This is a genomic window from Pseudoxanthomonas sp., assembly GCF_051953815.1.
In the GTDB taxonomy this organism is placed as follows: Bacteria; Pseudomonadota; Gammaproteobacteria; order Xanthomonadales; family Xanthomonadaceae; genus Pseudoxanthomonas_A.
This window is the reverse complement of sequence record NZ_JBQCIJ010000022.1, coordinates 78914-97437: the sequence shown is the minus strand read 5'-3', so window position 1 is coordinate 97437 and position 18524 is coordinate 78914. Positions and strand designations below refer to the sequence as shown.

Below are 18524 nucleotides of genomic sequence, written 5' to 3'. Positions count from 1 at the left end.
GCCCTCGTCCGGCACCGCCGTCCCGATGGCGCGCCTGTCGAGCTTCTATCTCGCCTACTACGCCGCGCTGGGCGCGTTCACGCCCTACTGGAGCCTGTTCCTGCAATCACGCGGCATGCAGGTCGGCGCGATCAGCGTGCTGATGAGCCTGTGGTACGCCACCCGCATCGTCGCTCCGAGTACCTGGACCACGCTGGCGGCGCGGTCGACGCGCCCCATCCGCTGGCTGCATCTTGGCTGCTGGCTGACCTTGCTGGCGTTCGCCGTGTTCCTGCTGCCGCTGGGGTTCGCCGGGCTGTTCCTGGTGATGTGCGCGTTCTGCTTCGCCTACAACGCGGTGATGCCGCAGTTCGAATCGATCACCCTCACCCACCTGGCCGCGCAGCCACACCGATATGGCCAGGTCCGGGTATGGGGTTCGATCGGCTTCATCGTGGTGGTGTCCAGCTACGGTCCGCTGCTGGATCACTTCGGCGCCAGCAGCCTGCCCTGGCTGATGCTGCCGCTGTTGGCCGGACTGCTGGCTTCGGCCTACTTCAATCACTACGAACATCCACCACGCGAAACCGATGCGCCGGACCAGAGCGGTTTCCGTGCCCGCCTGCGGCAACCCGCCGTGCGCGCCTTCTTCGTCGCCGCCTTCCTCACCCAGATCTCGTTCGGCCCCTACTACACCTTCTTCGCCATCTATCTGGGCGAACACGGCTATTCCGCGTCGCGGCTGGGTCTGTTCTGGACGGTGGGCGTGCTGGCGGAAATCGGCGTGTTCTTCCTGTCGGCGCGGATTTTCCGCCGCTGGGACGCAGCCAAGGTCATGACCGTGGCGATGTTCAGCGCCGCGCTGCGCTGGTGGGCCACCGCGCTGTGGCCCGAGAACGTCTGGCTGCTGGGACTGGCGCAGATCACCCATGCGCTGAACTTCGGCGCGTTCTTCGCGGCGGCGATGCAGTTGCTCGCGCGGTTCTTTCCGGGGCGGCTCAACGGCCACGGCCAAGGCGTGTTCTACGGCCTTTCCTCCGGAGTCGGCGGTGTCGCCGGCGCCCTGATTGCCGGGCAGCTGTGGCATTCCAGCGGCGCCACCGCGTTCGCCGCCGCCGGTGGCTTCGCCCTGCTGGGCGCGCTCATCGCCTGGCGCTGGCTGGTGCCGAGCCAACCGGGTGCCGCTCCCCTCGCGGACTAGGCGAGGCGACGACGCTTCAGGAAGTCGACGATGGCGGTCGCGGCCGGGGCGGTCGAGACCTGAAACAGGAAATGCGGTGCGTCGATCCGGTGCAGTTCGGCGTCCCGCGCCAGGCGAAGCACTTCCCTGCCCGCGTGCCGGCCGATGAGCCAGTCGCGCGTCCCTTCCAGATACAGCACGGGCAGGTCCAGTGCTTTCAGCACGCCTCCGGCGTCGCTGCGCAGCGCCGCGAGCGCACGGGCCCGCAGCACCGGTGTCGGGATGCTCCGCAGGATGGCCCGCAGTTCATCGCGCAGTTCACCGCCCGCGCCGCGGCCGGCCAGCAACCGTTCCAGCAACAGGCCCGGCGGCAACATGGCCGGCATATGCGCCAGCACGCCGGCGAGCAGCCGACTGGCCGGCAATGGCGAGGACACGAAACTCGCGGCCAGCACCAGCGCCCGCAGACCCGGCGGGCGCCGCCCCGCCAGTTCGACCGCCAGCGGTCCGGCGAAGGATTCGGCGATCAGGACGAAGTCTTCGTCCCGGGGCAGCTGCGTCGCGATCCGGTCCGCCAGCGCGGCATAGCCGTCGAAGCGACCGCTGTCGTAGGCCATGACCCGGACCGTGAAATCCTCGTCCAGTCGCCGGGCCAGGTGCCGGTACAGGCGTCCGGTGCCATCCAGGCCGGGCAACAGGCACAGCGTGGGTGCCCGCTCCATCACCGCGATGACTTACCAGACCAGATCGTCGGGCACCTGGAACTGCGGATCCGCGTACGGATCTTCCGCCGCCGGCGCATCGGGGTCCACCTTGAGCGCGACCGAGGGCGCGAACGTGGCTTCCGCCTGCGCCAGCACCTCCGCCGTCACCAGCAGGTAGCTGCCATTCAACTGGACCACGCCCAGTTCGCCGGCATTGAGCGCCTTGAGCTGGGTATCGTTGACATAGATGCGCTTGATCTTGCCGCCATAGGGAAAATGCCGCGCGATCTCCGCATTCGCATCGTTCAGCGCCTGGTCCTTCAGCAGGGTTTCCAGCCGCGCCTTGGCCTCGCGGCGAAGCCGGGCTTCTTCCTGCTTCTGCCGCTCGGCCTCGATGCGCTCGTCCTTTTCCTTCTGCGCGCGGATCGCATACGCCTTGGCCAGATCGATATCGCCCTCGCGCTTGCCGCCCCTGCCCTGCTGACCGGAGGGCCCCGGTGGCTTGCCACCGGGCCTGCCGTTGCCGGCCGCTCCCGGTTTGCCGGAATGCCTGCCATGCGGCCTGTTCGACGGCTGTCCCGGCTTGCCAGGCTGCGGCTTGCGTTCGGGCTTGGGCGCGGGCTTGAAGCCCAGGCCGAGAAGTTGATCGCGGAGGGAGTCGCTCATTGCGGGAAGTTCGGCGGTGAACACAGCGCGCCCTTCACGGGCGCGGTGGCAAGCGTATCAATAATGCGGCGGCGGTGGTTCATCGGCCGGGTCGGCGTACAGTTCGCCCCTCAGCTTGCGCAGGTCCGAGAGCAGGTTCATCAACAGCGTGGTGTTGCGCCCGCTCTCGGCGCGGGCATCGGCCAGCGCCTCGCTCAGTTCGGCCATCGCCTGCTCCTGGAAGGTCAGGCGGGTTTCCAGTTCGACCAGGCGTTGCTCCAGCCGGTCCTGCGAAAACAGATCACTCGGCATGGATGGAACGTCCGCGGCCGATGCCGTAATAGGCGATGCCGGCCTGCTCGACCTCGGCCGGCTCGTACAGGTTGCGACCGTCGAAGATCACCGCATCCTTGAGCACGCCCTTCAGGCGGGAGAAGTCCGGACTGCGGAACTGCTTCCACTCGGTCACCACCACCAGCGCATCGGCGCCTTCCAGCGCAGACGCGGCCGAGTCGCACAGCACCAGATCATCGCGCTCGCCGAAAATGCGCCGCGCCTCGTGGCTGGCTTCCGGATCATAGGCCCGCACCCTGGCGCCGCCTTCCCACAACTGGGCAAGCAGGCGACGGCTGGAGGCCTCGCGCATGTCGTCGGTGTTGGGCTTGAAGGCCAGTCCCCATACCGCGAAGGTGCGACCACGCACGCCCTCGTCCTCGCCACGGTCGTAGTGACGCTGGATCAGCTCGTACAGATGGCCCTTCTGTGCGTCGTTGACCTCTTCCACCGCGTCGAGCAGGCGCGGCGTGTAGCCGTGCTGCTGGGCGGTGCGGGCCAGCGCCTGCACGTCCTTGGGAAAACAGGAGCCGCCGTAGCCGGCGCCGGGATAGATGAAGTACCAGCCGATGCGCGGATCCGAGCCGATGCCCTGGCGGACATGCTCGACGTCGGCGCCCACGCGCTCGGCGATGTTGGCGATTTCGTTCATGAAGCTGATCTTGGTCGCCAGCATCGCGTTGGCCGCGTACTTGGTCAGTTCCGCCGAACGCACGTCCATCACCACGATGCGCTCGTGGTTGCGGTTGAAGGGCGCATACAGGCGCTTGAGCTTTTCGACCGCGACCGGATTGTTCGCGCCGATCACGATGCGGTCCGGGCGCATGCAGTCCTTGACCGCGTCGCCTTCCTTCAGGAACTCCGGGTTGGAGACCACGTCGAACGGAATCTCCACGCCGCGCTTCTGCAGTTCCACCTGGATCGCGTCACGCACGCGATCGGCGGTGCCGACCGGCACCGTCGACTTGTCGACCACGACCGTCGGTCGCGCGATGTGCTGGCCGATGGTGCGGGCCACCGCCAGCACGTACTGCAGATCCGCGCTGCCGTCCTCGTCGGGCGGCGTGCCCACCGCGATGAAGACGACCTCGCCATGCGCGATCGCCTCGGCCGCATCGGTGGTGAACCGCAGGCGGCCGGCGGCATGGTTGGCCTTGACCATCGGCTCCAGTCCCGGCTCGTAGATCGGGATGATGCCGTTGTTCAGACCCTCGACCTTGGCGGCATCGATATCGACGCAGATGATGTCGTGGCCCACCTCGGCCAGACAGGTACCTGTCACCAGGCCGACGTAACCGGTGCCGAAGATCGCTACTCGCATGCTGGAATTCCGTGATTGGGGGAACGCAGAGTTATTGCAGGATGCCCATCAACTCAACGTCAAAAGTAAGCGTCGCGTCCGGCCCGATCTTGCCGCCCGGCGCGCCATCCTTGCCGTAGGCCAGGTCGCCGGGAATCCAGAAACGGTACTTGGCGCCCACCGGCATCAGCGAAACGCCTTCAGTCCAGCCCGGAATCACCTGGTTCAGGCCAAACTCAGCCGGCTGGCCACGATCGTAGGAACTGTCGAACACGGTGCCGTCCAGCAGCGCGCCGACGTAGTTGACGCGGACACGGCTGGCCGGTGTCGGACGCGCGCCGTTGCCTTCGCGCAGCACCATGTACTGCAGGCCCGACGGCGTGGTGATCACGCCCTTCTTGGCCTTGTTCTCGGCCAGGAATTTGGCGCCTTCGGCGCGGTTGCGCTGCGCGCCTTCGCTCTGGCGACGGATCATGAACGCTTCCATCGTCGCCTTGGCTTCATCGGCCGTCAGCAGCGGCTTGGCGTTCTTGTCCCATGCGGTGCGCAGGCCCTGCATCACCACGGCCAGATCCAGATCCTGCTTCAGCGGCGCGAACGAAGGACCGACCATGTAGCCGCCCAGCATCAGGCCGACCTTGTCCTTGGCCACGGCCGGCGGCTGGCTGCCCGGCGGCATGCCCGGAATCTGCTGGCCCTGGCTGGCGGCCAGATTGATCCGCAGCGCCTGATCGGTCGCCTGCGCTTCTTCCTGGCTGATCAGCGGCTTGCCGCCTTCCATCGCGTTCTTCAGCGCGCGCTCGAATGCGGCCAGATCGATGAACTTGGCAATCGGTTCGAACGATTGACCCACATCCAGGCCGAGCGAATAGCTGACCTTCTCGCGCTCATTCGTCAGCGCGGTTTTTTCCTGTGCAGACACGCTGCCTCCCAGCATCGAAAAAGTGATTGCCAAACCCGCCGCGAAACCGCGAACCGACCGCTTCATCCCTCAACTCCTCGCAACCTGCCGCGATGGCGGCGTCAATCCCGTATTGTCGCACGCAAGCCGCGGCCGCGTGCAGGGGCTCAGCGCCGCGCCGCCTTCAGTTCGCGTTCGATGGCGGCCACCAAGGCCGGATCGTCCGGGGTGATTTTGCTGGGGAAATTCGCCACCACCCGGCCGTCGCGCGAGATCAGGTATTTGTGGAAATTCCAGCCCGGCGCGACGCCGGTGGCCTGGGTAAGCGATCGGTACAGCGGCGTGGTTTCCGGTCCGATCACGTGGACCTTCTCGAACATCGGGAACTTGACCCCGTAGGTGAGCGTGCAGAACTCCTGGATCTGCTTTTCGCTGCCGGGTTCCTGCCCCTTGAAATCGTTGGACGGAAAGCCGAGCACCGCGAAGCCGCGTCCCGCGTATTTCTGGTGCAGGGCCTCCAGGCCTTCGTACTGGGGCGTGAAGCCGCACTTGCTGGCGGTATTGACGACCAGCAGCACCTGCCTGGCGTACTTGTCGTTCAGCCGGACCGGCGCCTTGCCGGCCAGCGGCCGGTAGCTGACATCCAGCAATCCGGCCGCCAGGACGCTGCCTGCGGCGGCCAGGGCGGCCATGAAAATCATTGTTTTCAACCACTTGCGATTCATTTCAGGCTCCTGGCCAGCGGGGCCGACAAGTATGCCTTCAGTTGGGTTACGAAACCGGGGATCCCCCGTTGACGGCCTGTGTTTTGGTGTTATAGTTACATACAACACCACTCACCCAATGAAGGGGGAGACGCAATGAAACCGAAACTGCTCAATACGCTGTCCGGCCTGGCGGCCAGTGGCGCCCTGCTGACCCTGGGTCTGCTGGTCGGCGCCACCGAGACCCGCCAGCGGAATGCCATGGAAGGCAGTCCCTTGGCCGGCGTCGATTCCACCATCGAAGCCGCGGCATCGGCCGAGGAGGCGCAGGTCCACCCGCGCCGCCGGGCGCGCGCCACCCTGTCGATGCCCTACTTCTCTTTCGCGCAGTCGCTGCGTCCGCGGGGTTGAGCCATGGCTGACATCCAGTGGAGCGACGGTGCTCCCATCTACCGCCAACTGAAGGATCGTGTGATCGCCATGATGCTAGACGGGGTTCTCAAACCGGGCGACGCCCTGCCCTCCGTCCGCCAGGTGGCGGCCGAATACCAGCTCAATCCCATCACCGTCTCGCGCGCCTACCAGGAACTGGCCGACGAGGCCCTGGTGGAGAAGCGCCGCGGCCTGGGCATGTTCGTCACCGACGAAGCCTCCCGCAAACTGCTCAAGAGCGAGCGCGAGCGCTTCCTGCACGACGAGTGGCCGGCGGTGGCCCAGCGCATCGAACGCCTGGGACTGTCATTCGAGGAATTGCTGCAAGCCAAGGGGAGCAAGTGATGAGCGCCGTGATTTCCAATACCGTGGTATCCGCCCACGGCCTTCGCAAGGCCTATCGGAGCAAGCTGGCGCTGGACAACACCAGCTTCCAGATCGAGGCCGGCAAGATCATCGGCCTGATCGGCCCCAATGGCGCCGGCAAGACCACCGCGCTGAAGGCGATCCTGGGCCTGACCCCGTTCGAGGGTGACCTGAAGGTGCTGGGCCTGGACCCGCGCAAGCAGCGCGGGCAGTTGATGAACGATGTCTGCTTCATCGCCGACGTGGCGGTGCTGCCCCGCTGGATGCGGGTCCGCGAGGCCATCGACTTCGTGGCCGGCGTGCACCCGCGCTTCGACCGCGCCAAGTGCGAGCGTTTCCTCGCCAACACCCAGCTGCGTCCCGACCTGCGGGTCCGCGAGATGTCCAAGGGCATGATCGTGCAGCTGCACCTGGCGCTGGTGATGGCCATCGACGCCCGCCTGCTGGTGCTGGACGAACCCACGCTGGGCCTGGACATCCTCTATCGCAAGCAGTTCTACCAGCGCCTGCTGGAAGACTACTTCGACGAGCAGAAGACCATCATCGTCACCACCCACCAGGTCGAGGAGATCGAACACATCCTGACCGACGTGATGTTCATCCGCGACGGCCGGATCGTGCTGACCGCGCAGATGGACGAGGTGGCCGAGCGCTACACGGAACTGCTGGTGTCGGCCGACAAGGTCGAACAGGCGCGCGCCCTGAATCCCATCGACGAACGTGGCCTGCCGTTCGGCAAGAGCGTCCTGCTGTATGACGGCATCGACCGCGGCCGGCTCGCCGAATTCGGCGAGACCCGCAACCCCGGATTGGCCGATCTGTTCGTCGCCATCATGAAAGGAACCTACGCATGAACGCCGCCACCACTGCGCATGCCACCAAGGGCTCGGCCTTCAAATGGCTGTTGAAACGGGAATTCTGGGAAAACCGGGGCGGCTTCCTCTGGGCTCCGGTCATCACCGGCGCGATCATCACGGTGCTGTCCTTCATCGCCGCCCTCATCGGCGTCATCAAGTTCTTCCAGGTGAAGAAGGATGTCGTCGACATGGCCATGGACGGCGACATGCTCGGGCATGCCCACCAGATCGGCCAGCTCGGCGACGGCATCCTGATGGGCGGCATGGGCCTGACCCAGATCGTGCTGGCCTTCGTGGTGTTCTTCTACGCCCTGGGAACGCTGCACGACGACCGTCGTGACCGCAGCATCCTGTTCTGGAAGTCGCTGCCGGTCACCGATACCCAGATGGTGCTGTCGAAGGCGGCCTGGGCGCTGTTCCTGGCACCGCTGCTGGCCATCGGCATCGGCGTGCTGGTCGGCCTGGCGCTGTGGGTCATCGCCGCCAGCGCGATGGGCGTGATGGGTCTGCCCGGAAGCTGGGCGATGTTCACCCACTCGCACCCGCTGAGCATGATCGCCAACGTGCTGTCGACCCTGCCCATCTATGTGTTCTGGGCCCTGCCCGCGGTCGGCTGGCTGATGTTCTGCTCGGCCTGGGCACGCAGCAAGCCGTTCCTGTGGGCGGTGCTGATTCCGGTGCTGGCCTGCGTGATCATCAGCATGCTGGGCATCCTGGGCATCGACATCCCCTACGGCCCGCTCTGGTACACCGTGGTCTACCGTGGCCTGCTGAGCGTCCTGCCGGGCACGTGGTCGCCGCGCAGCCTCACCGAAGGCCAGCTGGCCGGCCAGGATGTGAACACCCCGGACGACCTGATGCGGATGATGAACCTGGGCAACAACTGGCATGTCTTCGGCACCGCCGACCTGTGGATTGGCGCGGTCATCGGCGCCGGCCTGATCGCCGCGGCCATCTACCTGCGCCGCTGGCGCGACAGCGAGTAAGCTCCGCGGGCGGCGGCGTCCTGCCGCCGCCCCTTCGTTCCCCGATCCGCAGACCGCACGGAGAAGTCCCATGCACCGCGTTTTCCTGCCGCTGACCTTGCTGACCCTGGCCGCCGTGTCACCGGCCATCGCCCTGGCCGGCGACAATTGCAAGCACACCGAACCCCGCCAGCTCGATCTGGACATCGGCGATGCCAAGGCCGTGGTGTTCGACGTGGCCTCGCATGATCTGAAGCTGGTGGCGCGCGCCGGCGGCAAGATGAGCCTGCAGGGCCGTGCCTGCGCCTCGGAAGCCAAACTGCTGCCGCAGCTGAGCGTCACCCAGCAGCGCGAAGGCGACAAGCTGGTGGTGCGGCTGCGCCGTGAAGGCCAGTTCCGCGGCATATTTTTCGGCAACAACTATGCCTACCTGGAGTTGAGCGGCGGCGTGCCCGACGACATCCCGGTGCAGATCAAGGTCGGTTCCGGCGACGCGGAAGTCCGCGGCGCCGCGATCGTCAGCGTGGACGTCGGATCCGGGGACGCCACCATCCGCGAGACCCGCGGCCTGGTCGCCTTCGATGTCGGTTCCGGCGATGTGGACATCGATGGCGCGGGCTCGCTGCAGGGCATCGACATCGGCTCCGGCGATGCGCGCGCACGCGGCATCCGCGGCCCGGTGCGCCTCGGCGCCATCGGCTCGGGTGACTTCGAGCTGGAAGATGCGCAGGGCCCGGTGGAAATCGGATCCATCGGCTCGGGTGACGCCGAACTCGCCAGGATTGGTGGCGACATCGCGATCGGCAGCGTCGGTTCCGGCAATGTCGGCGTGCGCGAAGCGCGCGGCAACCTGACGGTCCGGTCCGTCGGCAGCGGCTCGATCGATCACAGCGGTGTCACTGGCACCGTCACCCTTCCCCGTCGTCATTGAGGAGTCACGCCATGCGCACTACGTCCCTTTCCGCCCGCGTGGGCATCGGCCTGGTGCTGGCGCTCTCGCTGGCCGCCTGCAAGCCGCAGACCAGCATCGACAACGGCAACGGCAAGATCGCCCGCTTCGGCGACGGCGAACTCACCATCAACGCCGATGGCTATCCGAAGGCCAAGGTCGGCGCCAACGGCGATTTGATCATCGACGGCAAGGCGGTGGCGTTGACGCCGGAACAGCGCAAACTGGTCTCGGCCTACTACGGTGAGCTGGAAGGCATCACCCAGGCCGGCATCGCGGTCGGCAAGCAGGGCGCGAAGATGGCCGGCAAGGCGGTCGGCGCGGCGATCAGCGGCGTGATCAGCGGCAATACCGACGACATCGACGCGCGGATGGAAGCCGAGGCCAAGAAGATCGAGGCCGAAGCCAAGAAGATCTGCACCCGCCTGAATGGGCTGCGCACCGCGCAGGACGCACTGGCGGCGCAGGTGCCGGCGTTCCGCCCGTACGCCAACCTGGACCAGAAAGAAATCGACGACTGCGGCAAGGACTGATCCTGCCGCCCCCGGTCGCGATGGCGGGAACCATCGCGACCTCCCACGCCAGACGCGAGGCCCGCCATGAAAGGGATGTGGTCGCTGTTGCTGTGCCTGTGCGCCGCCGTCACGCCCGTTGCCGGGCGGACCGCGGACACGCCGGATCCGGTCGAAGCGATGCTGCGGGACGCCCGCGTGACCGGCCTTGCGATGGCCGTCATCCATGATGGCCAGGTGACCGAACTGCGCACCTACGGCCTGCGCGACGTCGAGCGGGATCTGCCGCTGACGCCCGACACGACGATGTACGCGGCCTCGCTCACCAAGGGTGTCTTCGCCTATGCGGTGATGGGCCTGGTGCAGGACGGCCGGCTCGATCTGGACCGGTCGATCGCCGATTACCTGCCCCGCCCCCTGCCCGAGTACGAGAAATACGCGGATCTGGCCGGCGACGAGCGCTGGCGGAAGCTGACCGCGCGGATGCTGCTGGCGCACACCGGGGGCTTCCCGAATTTCCGTTTTTTCACCCCGCAGGGTTATGACGAGCACGCGAAACTCACCTTCGCGTTCGAACCCGGCAGCCGGTTCGCCTACTCCGGCGAGGGCATCAACCTGCTGCAGTTCGTGATCGAACATGGCATGGGCATCGACGTCGATGCGCTGGTGCGGGAGCGCGTGTTCGAGCGCTTCGGCATGCGCGCCAGCGGCCTGACCTGGCGCGACGCGTTCGCTGCCAATCTGGCCCAGGGCTACGACGAGGCCGGCAAGCCGCTGGGCCACAAGCGCCGCGGCGCGGTGCGCGCCGCCGGTTCGATGGACACCACCCTGCGCGACTTCGCCGCGTTCCTGGCCGGCCTCTCGCGCAGCGAGGGCCTGGACGCCAGGGCGCGCGAGGAACTGTTCGGCAACCAGGTGCGTATCGATTCGGTCCAGCAGTTCCCGACCCTGTCCACCGAGACCACCGCCGACAACGACGCCATCGGACTGGCCTATGGCCTGGGGTGGGCGGTGTACCGGACCCCGGAGGGGCGCGCGTTCTTCAAGGGAGGCCACGACGACGGCACCCGCAACATCGCCGTGTGCGTGCGCGACGGGCGTGATTGCCTGTTGCTGCTGAGCAACAGCTCCAATGCCGACGGCGTTTTCGCCTACCTCATCGAGCACAAGCTCGGACCGGTGTGCTTCCCCTGGTACTGGCAGGGCTTCCTGCCCTACGACCATCCGGAGCTGCGGGCGCCGGACGCCCGCGCGCGGTCGCATCCGCCCTGCACGGGCTGGCCCCTGCCGGGCCCCGCCGCCGCGCGTTGAGCCCGTCCGCGGCCGCCGGGTCACACCTGCACGTTCCGGGCGTCCTGATCCCTGGACGCACTCCGCGCCATCCCTGCCAGGACTTCCCATGAAACGTCGATTCCCGTTGCTGCTGTCCCTGCTCCTTCCCGGCCTCGCCCTGGCCGGCGAGCCCGTCGATTTCCACTACACCAACCCGCAGGTGCTGGCGGCGACCGATGCGGCGGCGGCCGGCGAAGCGTGGTTCGCTCGCTGCGCCGCCGGCGGCCAGTTCGCGGATCTGGCTCGTGGCTATGCGCCGGATCCGCGCCTCACCCGCGCGCAGCGCGAAGCGGCCGAGAAGGGTTTCGATCGGAGTCGTTTCGAGAAAATCGCCCAGTCCGCCTACGACCGCGTGGTCACCGACCTGCCGCAGGGACGGTTGACCCTGTGCGTGGACTTCACCGCGCCCGACGACGCATTCACCCGCGATCGCATGCAGGGGGTCATCGCGCTGACCGCGGGCAGCGGCAAGATCATCGTCAAGCTGCATCCGCAGGCCGACTGGGCAAAACTGCTGCCGTACGTGCTCGCGCACGAACTGCACCACAGCTACTGGGCACAGGAACACTTCCGTCCGGACGCGGCGTTCACCCTCGCTGACTACCTGGTGTTCGAGGGCCGCGCGGACTACTACGCCAACCAGGTGTTCGGCGCGCATCCGGCGCCCTGGATCCACGCGCTGGACGACGCCCGGTACACGGCCACCCTGGCCGCGTTCCGCCCCAACCTGGGCGAGACCTCGCCGCCGGTGCTGATGGGTTCGATGTTCGGCAACCCACAGGCGGGCATTCCGATGTGGGCCGGCTATTCGGTGGGCTACCGGCTGGTCGCCGCGCGGCTGGACGGCAAGCCACGCGACTGGGCGGCCATCACCGCGATGAAGGCCGCCGAGTTCATTCCCGCCGAATGAGGGCGGGAACCGTCGGCGCGAGGCGGCTCAGCCGCCTCCGCCACCGGGCTTGCCGTGGATGCCGCCCTTGGCGAGCACCGCCGGATCCAGCAGGGGCCTCAGCACCTTCTCCGGCAGGCCGGTGACCTCGCGGGCCACGTCCAGCACCGCGCGGTTCTGCTTGTAGGCCTGCTTGGCGATGGCCGCGCCCTTCTCGTAGCCGATCACCGGATTCAGGGCGGTCACCAGGATCGGATTGCGATCCAGCGCCTGCCGGACGTTGTCCTCGCGGACCTTGAGTCCTTCGATGGCGGTATCGGCCAGCAGCCGCGACACGTTGGCCAGCAGCTGGATGGAATCCAGCAGGTTGGCCGCGATCAGCGGCAGGGTCACGTTGAGCTGGAAGTTGCCGGTCTGTCCGGCCACCGTGATCGCGGTGTGGTGGCCCATCACCTGCGCGCACACCATCACCGTGGCCTCCGGAATCACCGGATTCACCTTGCCGGGCATGATCGAGCTGCCCGGCTGCAACGCCGGCAGTTCGATCTCGCCCAGTCCCGCGAGCGGCCCGGCGTTCATCCAGCGCAGGTCGTTGGCGATCTTGGTCAACGCCACCGCCAGCGCGCTCAGCTGGCCGGACAGTTCGACCGCGTCGTCCTGCGCCGCCAGTCCCTCGAACTTGTTGCCCGCGCTTTCGAAACGCACGCCGGTCTGTTTCGACAGCGCCTTCGCCACCCGCGCGCCGAAGCGCGGATCGGCGTTGATGCCGGTGCCGATGGCGGTGCCGCCCAGTGGCAACCGGCGCACCCGCTTGAGGCTGTCGGCGATGCGTTCCTCCGCCGACGCCAGTTGCGCCGACCAGGCTGAAAATTCCTGGGCGAAGGTCAGCGGCATCGCGTCCATCAGGTGGGTGCGTCCGGTCTTGACCACTTTCGCCAGTCCCTTGCCGCGCCGATCGATGGTGCGGCGCAGGTGCTTGATCGCCGGCAGCAGATCTTCCAGCACCGCCAGTTGCGCGGACACGCGGATGGCGGTGGGAATGACGTCGTTGGAGCTCTGGCCCAGGTTGACGTGGTCGTTCGGATGCACGTCCTTGCGCCCGGCCTTGCCGGTGCGGTTGGCGAGCGCGGCAATCACCTCGTTGGCATTCATGTTCGACGAAGTGCCGGAGCCGGTCTGGTAGATGTCGATCGGGAAATGCGCGTCATGCTGGCCGGCGGCGACATCCAGCGCGGCGGCGCGGATGGCCCGCGCGGTGGCCTGCGGCAATAGGCCCAGGCCGGCGTTGACCTCGGCGGCGGCGGCCTTGATCAGGCCCAGCGCGCGGATGAAGCCGCGCGGCATCGGCCGGCCGGAAATGGGGAAGTTCTGCACGGCGCGCTGGGTCTGCGCGCCCCAGAGCGCGTCGGCGGGGACCCGCAGTTCGCCCATGCTGTCCCGTTCCAGCCGGGTCCGTTCGTTGCGGGCCGTGCCCGCCGTGGTCTTCCTGCTCATCAGCGCCTCCTGTGGGAATGGTCTACGGCTGGCGCCGGGTGGTGGAACCGGCTGCTTGCGAGGGCCGCCAGCATACGCCAGGCCGGCAAACCGGCGTCTCGCGGTAAACTAGAACGCTCCTTTTCAGCCCCCAGCCCCCCATGTCGGAATCCGCCCTGCTCGCCCTGTCCCCGCTCGACGGCCGCTACGCCGCCAAGGTCGACGCCCTGCGCCCCATCTTTTCCGAGTACGGGTTGATCCGGGCGCGGGTCAAGGTCGAAGTGGAGTGGCTGCTGGCGCTGGCCGCCGAGCCCGGCATCGTCGAGCTGCCGGCGTTCTCCGCCGCCGCCATCGCGCGCCTGCGCGGACTGGCCGACGGTTTCTCGGTCGCGGACGCGGCCCGGGTGAAGGAAATCGAGCGGACCACCAACCACGACGTCAAGGCGGTCGAGTACTTCATCAAGGAACACCTGAAGGACGACGCCGAACTGGCGCCGGCCCTGGAGTTCGTCCATTTCGCCTGCACCAGCGAGGACATCAACAACCTCAGCTACGGCCTGATGCTGGAACAGGCGCGCCGCGAGGTGCTGCTGCCGTCGCTGGACAGCGTCGCCGCCGCGCTGCGCGCGCTGGCCCACGCCCAGGCCGGCCAGCCGATGCTGTCACGCACCCACGGCCAGACCGCCTCGCCGACGACCCTGGGCAAGGAAATCGCCAACGTGGTCGCCCGCCTGGAGCGCCAGCGCGCCCAGATCGCGGCGGTCGAACTGACCGGCAAGATCAACGGCGCGGTGGGCAACTACAACGCCCACGTCAGCAGCTATCCCGACGTCGACTGGCCGGTGTTCGCGCAGCGTTTCGTCGAAAGCCTGGGCCTGGTGTTCAATCCCTACACCACCCAGATCGAGCCGCACGACAATGTCGCCGAAATCGGCGACGCCGCCCGCCGCGCCAACATCATCCTGATTGATCTGGCCCGCGACATCTGGGGCTACATCTCGCTGGGCTACTTCAAGCAGCGCCTCAAGGAAGGCGAAGTCGGCTCCTCGACCATGCCGCACAAGGTCAATCCGATCGACTTCGAGAACGCCGAGGGCAACTTCGGCCTCGCCAATGCGCTGTTCGAGCATTTCAGCGCCAAGCTGCCGATCAGCCGCTGGCAGCGCGATCTCACCGATTCCACCGTGTTGCGCGCGCTCGGCACCGCCTTCGGCCACAGCCAGGTGGCGCTGGACTCGCTGGCCAAGGGCCTAGGCAAGCTGGAAGTGAATCCGCAACGCCTCGACGCCGATCTCGACGCCGCCTGGGAAGTGCTGGCCGAAGCCGTGCAGACGGTGATGCGCCGCCACGGCCTGCCCAACCCCTACGAGCAGCTCAAGGCGCTCACCCGCGGCCAGGGCATCACCGCCGATTCCATGCGCGCCTTCATCGAGACACTGGATCTGCCGGCCGACGCCCGCCAGCGCCTGCTGGAACTGACACCCGCCGGCTACACCGGCCTGGCCGCGTCGCTGGCCCGGAAGATCTGACGCTTCCGGATCCGCGCGCCGAACGCAGGACCGCTTCCCATGCAGTTGCTGATCAACCTCGACGTGCCGGATCTGGAAGCCGCCGAAGCCCTGTACCGGCGGGCATTCGGACTGACCGTCGGGCGCCGCCTCGGTGACGACGTGCTGGAACTGCTGGGGGCCCAGGCCCCCATCTACCTGCTGCGCAACGCCGCCGGCAGCGAAGGCGCGCCGGATTCGCCCCGCCGCTACGAGCGCCACTGGACGCCGGTGCACCTGGACGTGGTGGTCGAGGATCTGGACGCGGCCCTGGCCATTGCCGTCCAGGCCGGCCTGCAACCTGAAACCCCCATCCGCGACGCCCGCTGGGGCCGCATCGTGCGGTTGGCCGATCCCTTCGGCCACGGCTGGTGCCTGCTCCAGTTCCACGGTCGCGGCTACGACGAGATCGCCACATGAGGCACGACTTCCGATACCTGTTCCTGCTAGCGGTCGCCTGCCCGCTTTCGCTGCTGTCCGCCTGGGCCCATGCGGACGAGCGCGTCGCCGGCGCCACCGGCTGCTCCGCCGATGCCGGCTGGGATGATCCGGCCACGCCCCTGCGCCTGCACGGCAACACCTGGTTCGTCGGCACCTGCGGCATCAGCGCGCTGCTGATCACCTCGCCGCAGGGCCACGTCCTGATCGACAGCGGCACCGCCGAAGGGGGCCGCCAGGTTCTCGCCAACCTCCGCGCGCTGGGATTCCGCCCGCAGGACGTACGCGCGATCGTGATCTCCCACGAGCATTTCGATCACGTCGGCGGCCTGGCCGATCTGCAGCGCGCGACCGGCGCGCCGGTGCTGGCGCGCGAACCCGCCGCCACCGCGCTGCGCCGCGGCGCCAACGACCGCAGCGATCCCCAGTTCGGGCAACTCAAGCCCTTCGCCCCGATCGCCAACGTGCGCACCATCGGCGACGAGGAAACCGTCACCGTAGGCCCGCTGTCGCTGCAATCCATACCCACGCCGGGCCATACGCCGGGCGCGGCCTCATGGACCTGGCGCGCCTGCGATGGCGACGATTGCCGCCAGTTCGTCTACGCCGACAGCCTTTCGGCGTTCTCGGACGATCGGTACCGCTTCGGTGACGACCAGGCCCATCCCGGTTATGTCGCTGCCTTCCGGCAGGCCCTGGATCGGGTCGCCGCGCTGGAATGCGACATCTTGGTGACACCGCATCCGTCGGCCAGCCGGCTGTGGTCCCGGATCGGCCCCGGCGCCAGCGAACCGCTGGCGAACACCGCCGCCTGCCGCGACTACGCGCGGTCCGCGCGCGAACGCCTGGACAAGCGCCTGGCCGAAGAAGCCGCCTCCGCCCTGCAAACCTCCCCACGCCCATGATCGAAGTCCACGCCACCGCCAAGCATTTCCTCGGCATGCCCGCCGCGCGCTTCCTGAGCGAGTACTGGCAGAAGAAGCCGCTGCTGATCCGCAACGCGTTCCCGCATTTCCAGTCGCCCATCCAGCCCGAGGATCTGGCCGGACTGGCCTGCGAGGAAGGCGCGCTCTCGCGCATCGTCATGCATGATCGCGAGCGCGACGCCTGGTCCCTGCGCACCGGGCCGTTCCAGGAAGAGGAATTTCCCGGCATGCCACACCACGACTGGACCCTGCTGGTGCAGGACGTGGACAAGTGGGACCCGGACGTGCGCGCGTTGCTGGGGTATTTCGATTTCCTGCCGCGCTGGCGGCTGGACGACATCATGATCAGCTTCGCCGCCACCGGCGGCTCGGTCGGCGCGCACGTGGATCAGTACGACGTGTTCCTGTTGCAGGCCCAGGGCCAGCGGCACTGGCAGATCGACGCCGGCGGGAATCCGCCGCTCGGGTTCCGCGAGGACGTGGAGCTGAAGCTGCTGCGCGAGTTCACCCCCACCCACGACTGGGTGCTGGATCCGGGCGACATGCTGTATCTGCCGCCGGGCGTGCCGCACCACGGCGTGGCGGTCAATCCGTGCCTGACCATCTCGGTGGGCATGCGCGCGCCTTCCTCGGCGGAACTGATCAGCGACTACCTGGACACCCTGGTCGCCGACGCCGACGACCGCCTGCGCTACCACGACGAGGATCTTGCCCCGCCCCGCGATCCCAACGAGATCGACGCCGCCGCGATGGCCCGGGTGGTGGAGGCGCTGAACGCCCTACGCATGAACGATCCGGATCGTCTCGGCGACTGGTTCGGCCGCTTCATCACCACCTATCGCGCCGCCGGCGACGTGGCGCCACCGCCGCAACAGCGTTCGCGCATCGAGCTCGAATGGGATCTGGAGCATGGCGCGCGGCTGTACCGCCACCCGTTCTCGCGCCTCGCCTGGCGACGCGCGCGCAAGGGCGCCACCCTGTTCTGCACGGGCGCCGACTACGCATTGCCGGTGGCTGACGCGCGCTGGCTGGCCGCCGCCGAAAGTATCGATGGCGCCGGCTATGCCGGTCTGTCGGAGGCCGGCCGCGACACCGTGATGGCGCTGGTCGCGCAGGGCCACTATCAGTTGGGCATGGCGGAGGACGAGGAGTGAATCCACCGGGCTTCCGGGTCGAAGCGGTCGATTACGCCCACCGGCGGGACGATCTGCTGCGGGTCCGTGAAACCGTGTTCGTGCGGGAACAACACGTTCCCCTGGAAGAGGAACGGGACGCGCTGGACCCGCTGTGCCGGCACGTGCTCGCGCGCGACGACGCCGGCCAGCCCATCGGCACCGGCCGGCTGACCCCGGAACACCGGATCGGACGCATGGCGGTTCTGCGGGAATGGCGCGGGCGCGGCGTCGGCGACGCCCTGCTCGCCGCGCTGATCGCCCAGGCCCGCCTGCAGCGCTGGCCCGAGCTGACCCTCAATGCCCAGGTCAGCGCCGAGTCCTTCTACGCCCGGCACGGCTTCGTCCCCTACGGGCCGCGCTTCCACGAAGCCGGCATCGAACACCAGGCCATGCGCCGCCGGCTCGACGGCGCCACCGCCATCGAGGACCAGGCCGGCGCCCGGGCGAGCCTGCTGGCCCTGGCCCAGGCGACCCGCCGCCGCCTCTGCCTCTACAGCCGGGACCTGGAGCCGGGCCTGTTCGACGCGCCGGAGGTCCTGGACGCCCTGCGCCGGCTGGCGACCCGCCCCGGTCCGGTGGAGATCCGGGTCCTGCTGCAGGATGCGGGCGCCCCCCAGCGCCGGCTCGCCCCCCTGCTGCCCCTGGCCCAGCGCCTGCCCAGCGTGTTCCTGTTCCGCGAAGTGCACGACCCGGTGGACCGCAACTATGCCTCGGCCTACGCCGTCAACGAGGCCGATGGCTACTACTTCCGCCCATTGGGGCATCGTTTCGACGGCGAAGCGGATCTGGACGCGGCCGGTCGCGCGCGCCAGCTGCGCGAGGAGTTCGCGCACGTCTGGGAGCGCTCCCGCCCCTGCACGGAATATCGCGCGCTGGGAATCTAGACGTCCCTGACGGCCGAATTCCGCCGGAATCAC

At 68.0% G+C, this 18524-nt stretch carries 21 protein-coding genes; 14 read left to right on the top strand and 7 right to left on the bottom strand.

What is annotated here, in order from left to right; genetic code table 11:
• The first annotated feature begins 25 nt into the window (after positions 1-25).
• Positions 26-1180: an MFS transporter gene (locus ACTHN1_RS05775; protein WP_440470081.1), complete on the top strand. Its 1155-nt coding sequence runs from the start codon at positions 26-28 to the stop codon at positions 1178-1180.
• Here ACTHN1_RS05775 and ACTHN1_RS05770 read toward each other — a convergent pair.
• The 6 genes from ACTHN1_RS05770 to ACTHN1_RS05745 form a co-directional block, all read right to left on the bottom strand.
• Positions 1177-1881 (bottom strand): alpha/beta fold hydrolase, encoded by a 705-nt coding sequence (locus tag ACTHN1_RS05770; RefSeq protein WP_440470002.1) that lies wholly within the window; start codon positions 1879-1881, stop codon positions 1177-1179. The two genes, ACTHN1_RS05775 and ACTHN1_RS05770, sit on opposite strands and share 4 nt — an antisense overlap.
• Positions 1882-1893: 12 nt before the next feature.
• Positions 1894-2529, bottom strand: coding sequence for a DUF2058 domain-containing protein (locus ACTHN1_RS05765; protein ID WP_440470001.1), 636 nt, complete (start codon positions 2527-2529; stop codon positions 1894-1896).
• Positions 2530-2586: 57 nt separating this feature from the next.
• Entirely contained in the window at positions 2587-2820 is a 234-nt protein-coding gene (locus tag ACTHN1_RS05760) for a SlyX family protein (RefSeq protein ID WP_440470000.1), read from the bottom strand.
• Positions 2810-4162 (bottom strand): UDP-glucose dehydrogenase family protein, encoded by a 1353-nt coding sequence (locus ACTHN1_RS05755; RefSeq protein ID WP_440469999.1) that lies wholly within the window; start codon positions 4160-4162, stop codon positions 2810-2812. Before ACTHN1_RS05755 ends, ACTHN1_RS05760 begins: the two co-directional genes overlap by 11 nt.
• 31 nt (positions 4163-4193) lie before the next feature.
• Positions 4194-5129 (bottom strand): FKBP-type peptidyl-prolyl cis-trans isomerase N-terminal domain-containing protein, encoded by a 936-nt coding sequence (locus ACTHN1_RS05750; RefSeq protein WP_440469998.1) that lies wholly within the window; start codon positions 5127-5129, stop codon positions 4194-4196.
• An 80-nt stretch (positions 5130-5209) separates the two neighbouring features.
• A complete protein-coding gene (locus ACTHN1_RS05745; RefSeq protein ID WP_440470080.1) occupies positions 5210-5743 on the bottom strand; it encodes a glutathione peroxidase in 534 nt (177 codons plus the stop codon).
• 159 nt (positions 5744-5902) lie between these two features.
• Between ACTHN1_RS05745 and ACTHN1_RS05740 the strand changes: the two genes are divergently transcribed.
• From ACTHN1_RS05740 to ACTHN1_RS05705, 8 genes are all read left to right on the top strand, one after another.
• Positions 5903-6157, top strand: a complete 255-nt coding sequence (locus tag ACTHN1_RS05740; RefSeq protein WP_440469997.1) for a hypothetical protein — start codon at positions 5903-5905, stop codon at positions 6155-6157.
• Positions 6158-6160: 3 nt separating this feature from the next.
• Entirely contained in the window at positions 6161-6523 is a 363-nt protein-coding gene (locus ACTHN1_RS05735) for a GntR family transcriptional regulator (RefSeq protein WP_440469996.1), read from the top strand.
• Positions 6523-7398 carry an ABC transporter ATP-binding protein gene (locus ACTHN1_RS05730; RefSeq protein WP_440469995.1) on the top strand — a complete coding sequence of 292 codons (876 nt, stop codon included), beginning with the start codon at positions 6523-6525 and terminating at the stop codon, positions 7396-7398. Before ACTHN1_RS05735 ends, ACTHN1_RS05730 begins: the two co-directional genes overlap by 1 nt.
• A complete protein-coding gene (locus ACTHN1_RS05725) occupies positions 7395-8387 on the top strand; it encodes an ABC transporter permease (RefSeq protein WP_440469994.1) in 993 nt (330 codons plus the stop codon). The genes ACTHN1_RS05730 and ACTHN1_RS05725 overlap by 4 nt, the downstream gene beginning before the upstream one ends.
• Positions 8388-8457: 70 nt before the next feature.
• Complete coding sequence (locus ACTHN1_RS05720; RefSeq protein WP_440469993.1) at positions 8458-9297, top strand: hypothetical protein; 840 nt, start codon at positions 8458-8460, stop codon at positions 9295-9297.
• 11 nt (positions 9298-9308) lie between these two features.
• Positions 9309-9848: a DUF2884 family protein gene (locus ACTHN1_RS05715; protein ID WP_440469992.1), complete on the top strand. Its 540-nt coding sequence runs from the start codon at positions 9309-9311 to the stop codon at positions 9846-9848.
• Positions 9849-9914: 66 nt separating this feature from the next.
• Entirely contained in the window at positions 9915-11138 is a 1224-nt protein-coding gene (locus ACTHN1_RS05710) for a serine hydrolase domain-containing protein (RefSeq protein WP_440469991.1), read from the top strand.
• A gap of 88 nt (positions 11139-11226) precedes the next feature.
• Positions 11227-12069: a DUF2268 domain-containing putative Zn-dependent protease gene (locus tag ACTHN1_RS05705; RefSeq protein WP_440469990.1), complete on the top strand. Its 843-nt coding sequence runs from the start codon at positions 11227-11229 to the stop codon at positions 12067-12069.
• A gap of 27 nt (positions 12070-12096) precedes the next feature.
• Here ACTHN1_RS05705 and ACTHN1_RS05700 read toward each other — a convergent pair whose 3' ends face one another.
• Entirely contained in the window at positions 12097-13542 is a 1446-nt protein-coding gene (locus ACTHN1_RS05700; RefSeq protein WP_440469989.1) for a class II fumarate hydratase, read from the bottom strand.
• A 140-nt stretch (positions 13543-13682) separates the two neighbouring features.
• Here ACTHN1_RS05700 and purB point away from each other — a divergent pair, with 140 nt between their 5' ends.
• From purB to ACTHN1_RS05675, 5 genes are read left to right on the top strand one after another with little or no spacing between them, the layout of a single operon-like run.
• The gene (gene purB / locus ACTHN1_RS05695; protein WP_440469988.1) at positions 13683-15050 is read left to right on the top strand and encodes an adenylosuccinate lyase; all 1368 of its coding nucleotides are present in this window, start codon (positions 13683-13685) and stop codon (positions 15048-15050) included.
• 39 nt (positions 15051-15089) lie between these two features.
• Positions 15090-15488, top strand: a complete 399-nt coding sequence (locus ACTHN1_RS05690; RefSeq protein WP_440469987.1) for a VOC family protein — start codon at positions 15090-15092, stop codon at positions 15486-15488.
• Positions 15485-16411 carry a subclass B3 metallo-beta-lactamase gene (gene bla / locus ACTHN1_RS05685; protein WP_440469986.1) on the top strand — a complete coding sequence of 309 codons (927 nt, stop codon included), beginning with the start codon at positions 15485-15487 and terminating at the stop codon, positions 16409-16411. Before ACTHN1_RS05690 ends, bla begins: the two co-directional genes overlap by 4 nt.
• Positions 16408-17586 (top strand): ribosomal protein uL16 3-hydroxylase, encoded by a 1179-nt coding sequence (locus ACTHN1_RS05680; RefSeq protein WP_440469985.1) that lies wholly within the window; start codon positions 16408-16410, stop codon positions 17584-17586. The genes bla and ACTHN1_RS05680 overlap by 4 nt, the downstream gene beginning before the upstream one ends.
• Positions 17583-18491, top strand: a complete 909-nt coding sequence (locus ACTHN1_RS05675; protein WP_440469984.1) for a GNAT family N-acetyltransferase — start codon at positions 17583-17585, stop codon at positions 18489-18491. The genes ACTHN1_RS05680 and ACTHN1_RS05675 overlap by 4 nt, the downstream gene beginning before the upstream one ends.
• The last annotated feature ends 33 nt before the right edge of the window (positions 18492-18524 follow it).

Bases quoted from the DNA above. Each gene is read 5' to 3' on its own strand.
- ACTHN1_RS05775 (WP_440470081.1), top strand. From the start codon at position 26: ATGGCGCGCCTGTCGAGCTTCTATCTCGCCTACTACGCCGCGCTGGGC.
- ACTHN1_RS05770 (WP_440470002.1), bottom strand. From the start codon at position 1,881: ATGGAGCGGGCACCCACGCTGTGCCTGTTGCCCGGCCTGGATGGCACC.
- ACTHN1_RS05765 (WP_440470001.1), bottom strand. From the start codon at position 2,529: ATGAGCGACTCCCTCCGCGATCAACTTCTCGGCCTGGGCTTCAAGCCC.
- ACTHN1_RS05760 (WP_440470000.1), bottom strand. From the start codon at position 2,820: ATGCCGAGTGATCTGTTTTCGCAGGACCGGCTGGAGCAACGCCTGGTC.
- ACTHN1_RS05755 (WP_440469999.1), bottom strand. From the start codon at position 4,162: ATGCGAGTAGCGATCTTCGGCACCGGTTACGTCGGCCTGGTGACAGGT.
- ACTHN1_RS05750 (WP_440469998.1), bottom strand. From the start codon at position 5,129: ATGAAGCGGTCGGTTCGCGGTTTCGCGGCGGGTTTGGCAATCACTTTT.
- ACTHN1_RS05745 (WP_440470080.1), bottom strand. From the start codon at position 5,743: ATGATTTTCATGGCCGCCCTGGCCGCCGCAGGCAGCGTCCTGGCGGCC.
- ACTHN1_RS05740 (WP_440469997.1), top strand. From the start codon at position 5,903: ATGAAACCGAAACTGCTCAATACGCTGTCCGGCCTGGCGGCCAGTGGC.
- ACTHN1_RS05735 (WP_440469996.1), top strand. From the start codon at position 6,161: ATGGCTGACATCCAGTGGAGCGACGGTGCTCCCATCTACCGCCAACTG.
- ACTHN1_RS05730 (WP_440469995.1), top strand. From the start codon at position 6,523: ATGAGCGCCGTGATTTCCAATACCGTGGTATCCGCCCACGGCCTTCGC.
- ACTHN1_RS05725 (WP_440469994.1), top strand. From the start codon at position 7,395: ATGAACGCCGCCACCACTGCGCATGCCACCAAGGGCTCGGCCTTCAAA.
- ACTHN1_RS05720 (WP_440469993.1), top strand. From the start codon at position 8,458: ATGCACCGCGTTTTCCTGCCGCTGACCTTGCTGACCCTGGCCGCCGTG.
- ACTHN1_RS05715 (WP_440469992.1), top strand. From the start codon at position 9,309: ATGCGCACTACGTCCCTTTCCGCCCGCGTGGGCATCGGCCTGGTGCTG.
- ACTHN1_RS05710 (WP_440469991.1), top strand. From the start codon at position 9,915: ATGAAAGGGATGTGGTCGCTGTTGCTGTGCCTGTGCGCCGCCGTCACG.
- ACTHN1_RS05705 (WP_440469990.1), top strand. From the start codon at position 11,227: ATGAAACGTCGATTCCCGTTGCTGCTGTCCCTGCTCCTTCCCGGCCTC.
- ACTHN1_RS05700 (WP_440469989.1), bottom strand. From the start codon at position 13,542: ATGAGCAGGAAGACCACGGCGGGCACGGCCCGCAACGAACGGACCCGG.
- purB (WP_440469988.1), top strand. From the start codon at position 13,683: ATGTCGGAATCCGCCCTGCTCGCCCTGTCCCCGCTCGACGGCCGCTAC.
- ACTHN1_RS05690 (WP_440469987.1), top strand. From the start codon at position 15,090: ATGCAGTTGCTGATCAACCTCGACGTGCCGGATCTGGAAGCCGCCGAA.
- bla (WP_440469986.1), top strand. From the start codon at position 15,485: ATGAGGCACGACTTCCGATACCTGTTCCTGCTAGCGGTCGCCTGCCCG.
- ACTHN1_RS05680 (WP_440469985.1), top strand. From the start codon at position 16,408: ATGATCGAAGTCCACGCCACCGCCAAGCATTTCCTCGGCATGCCCGCC.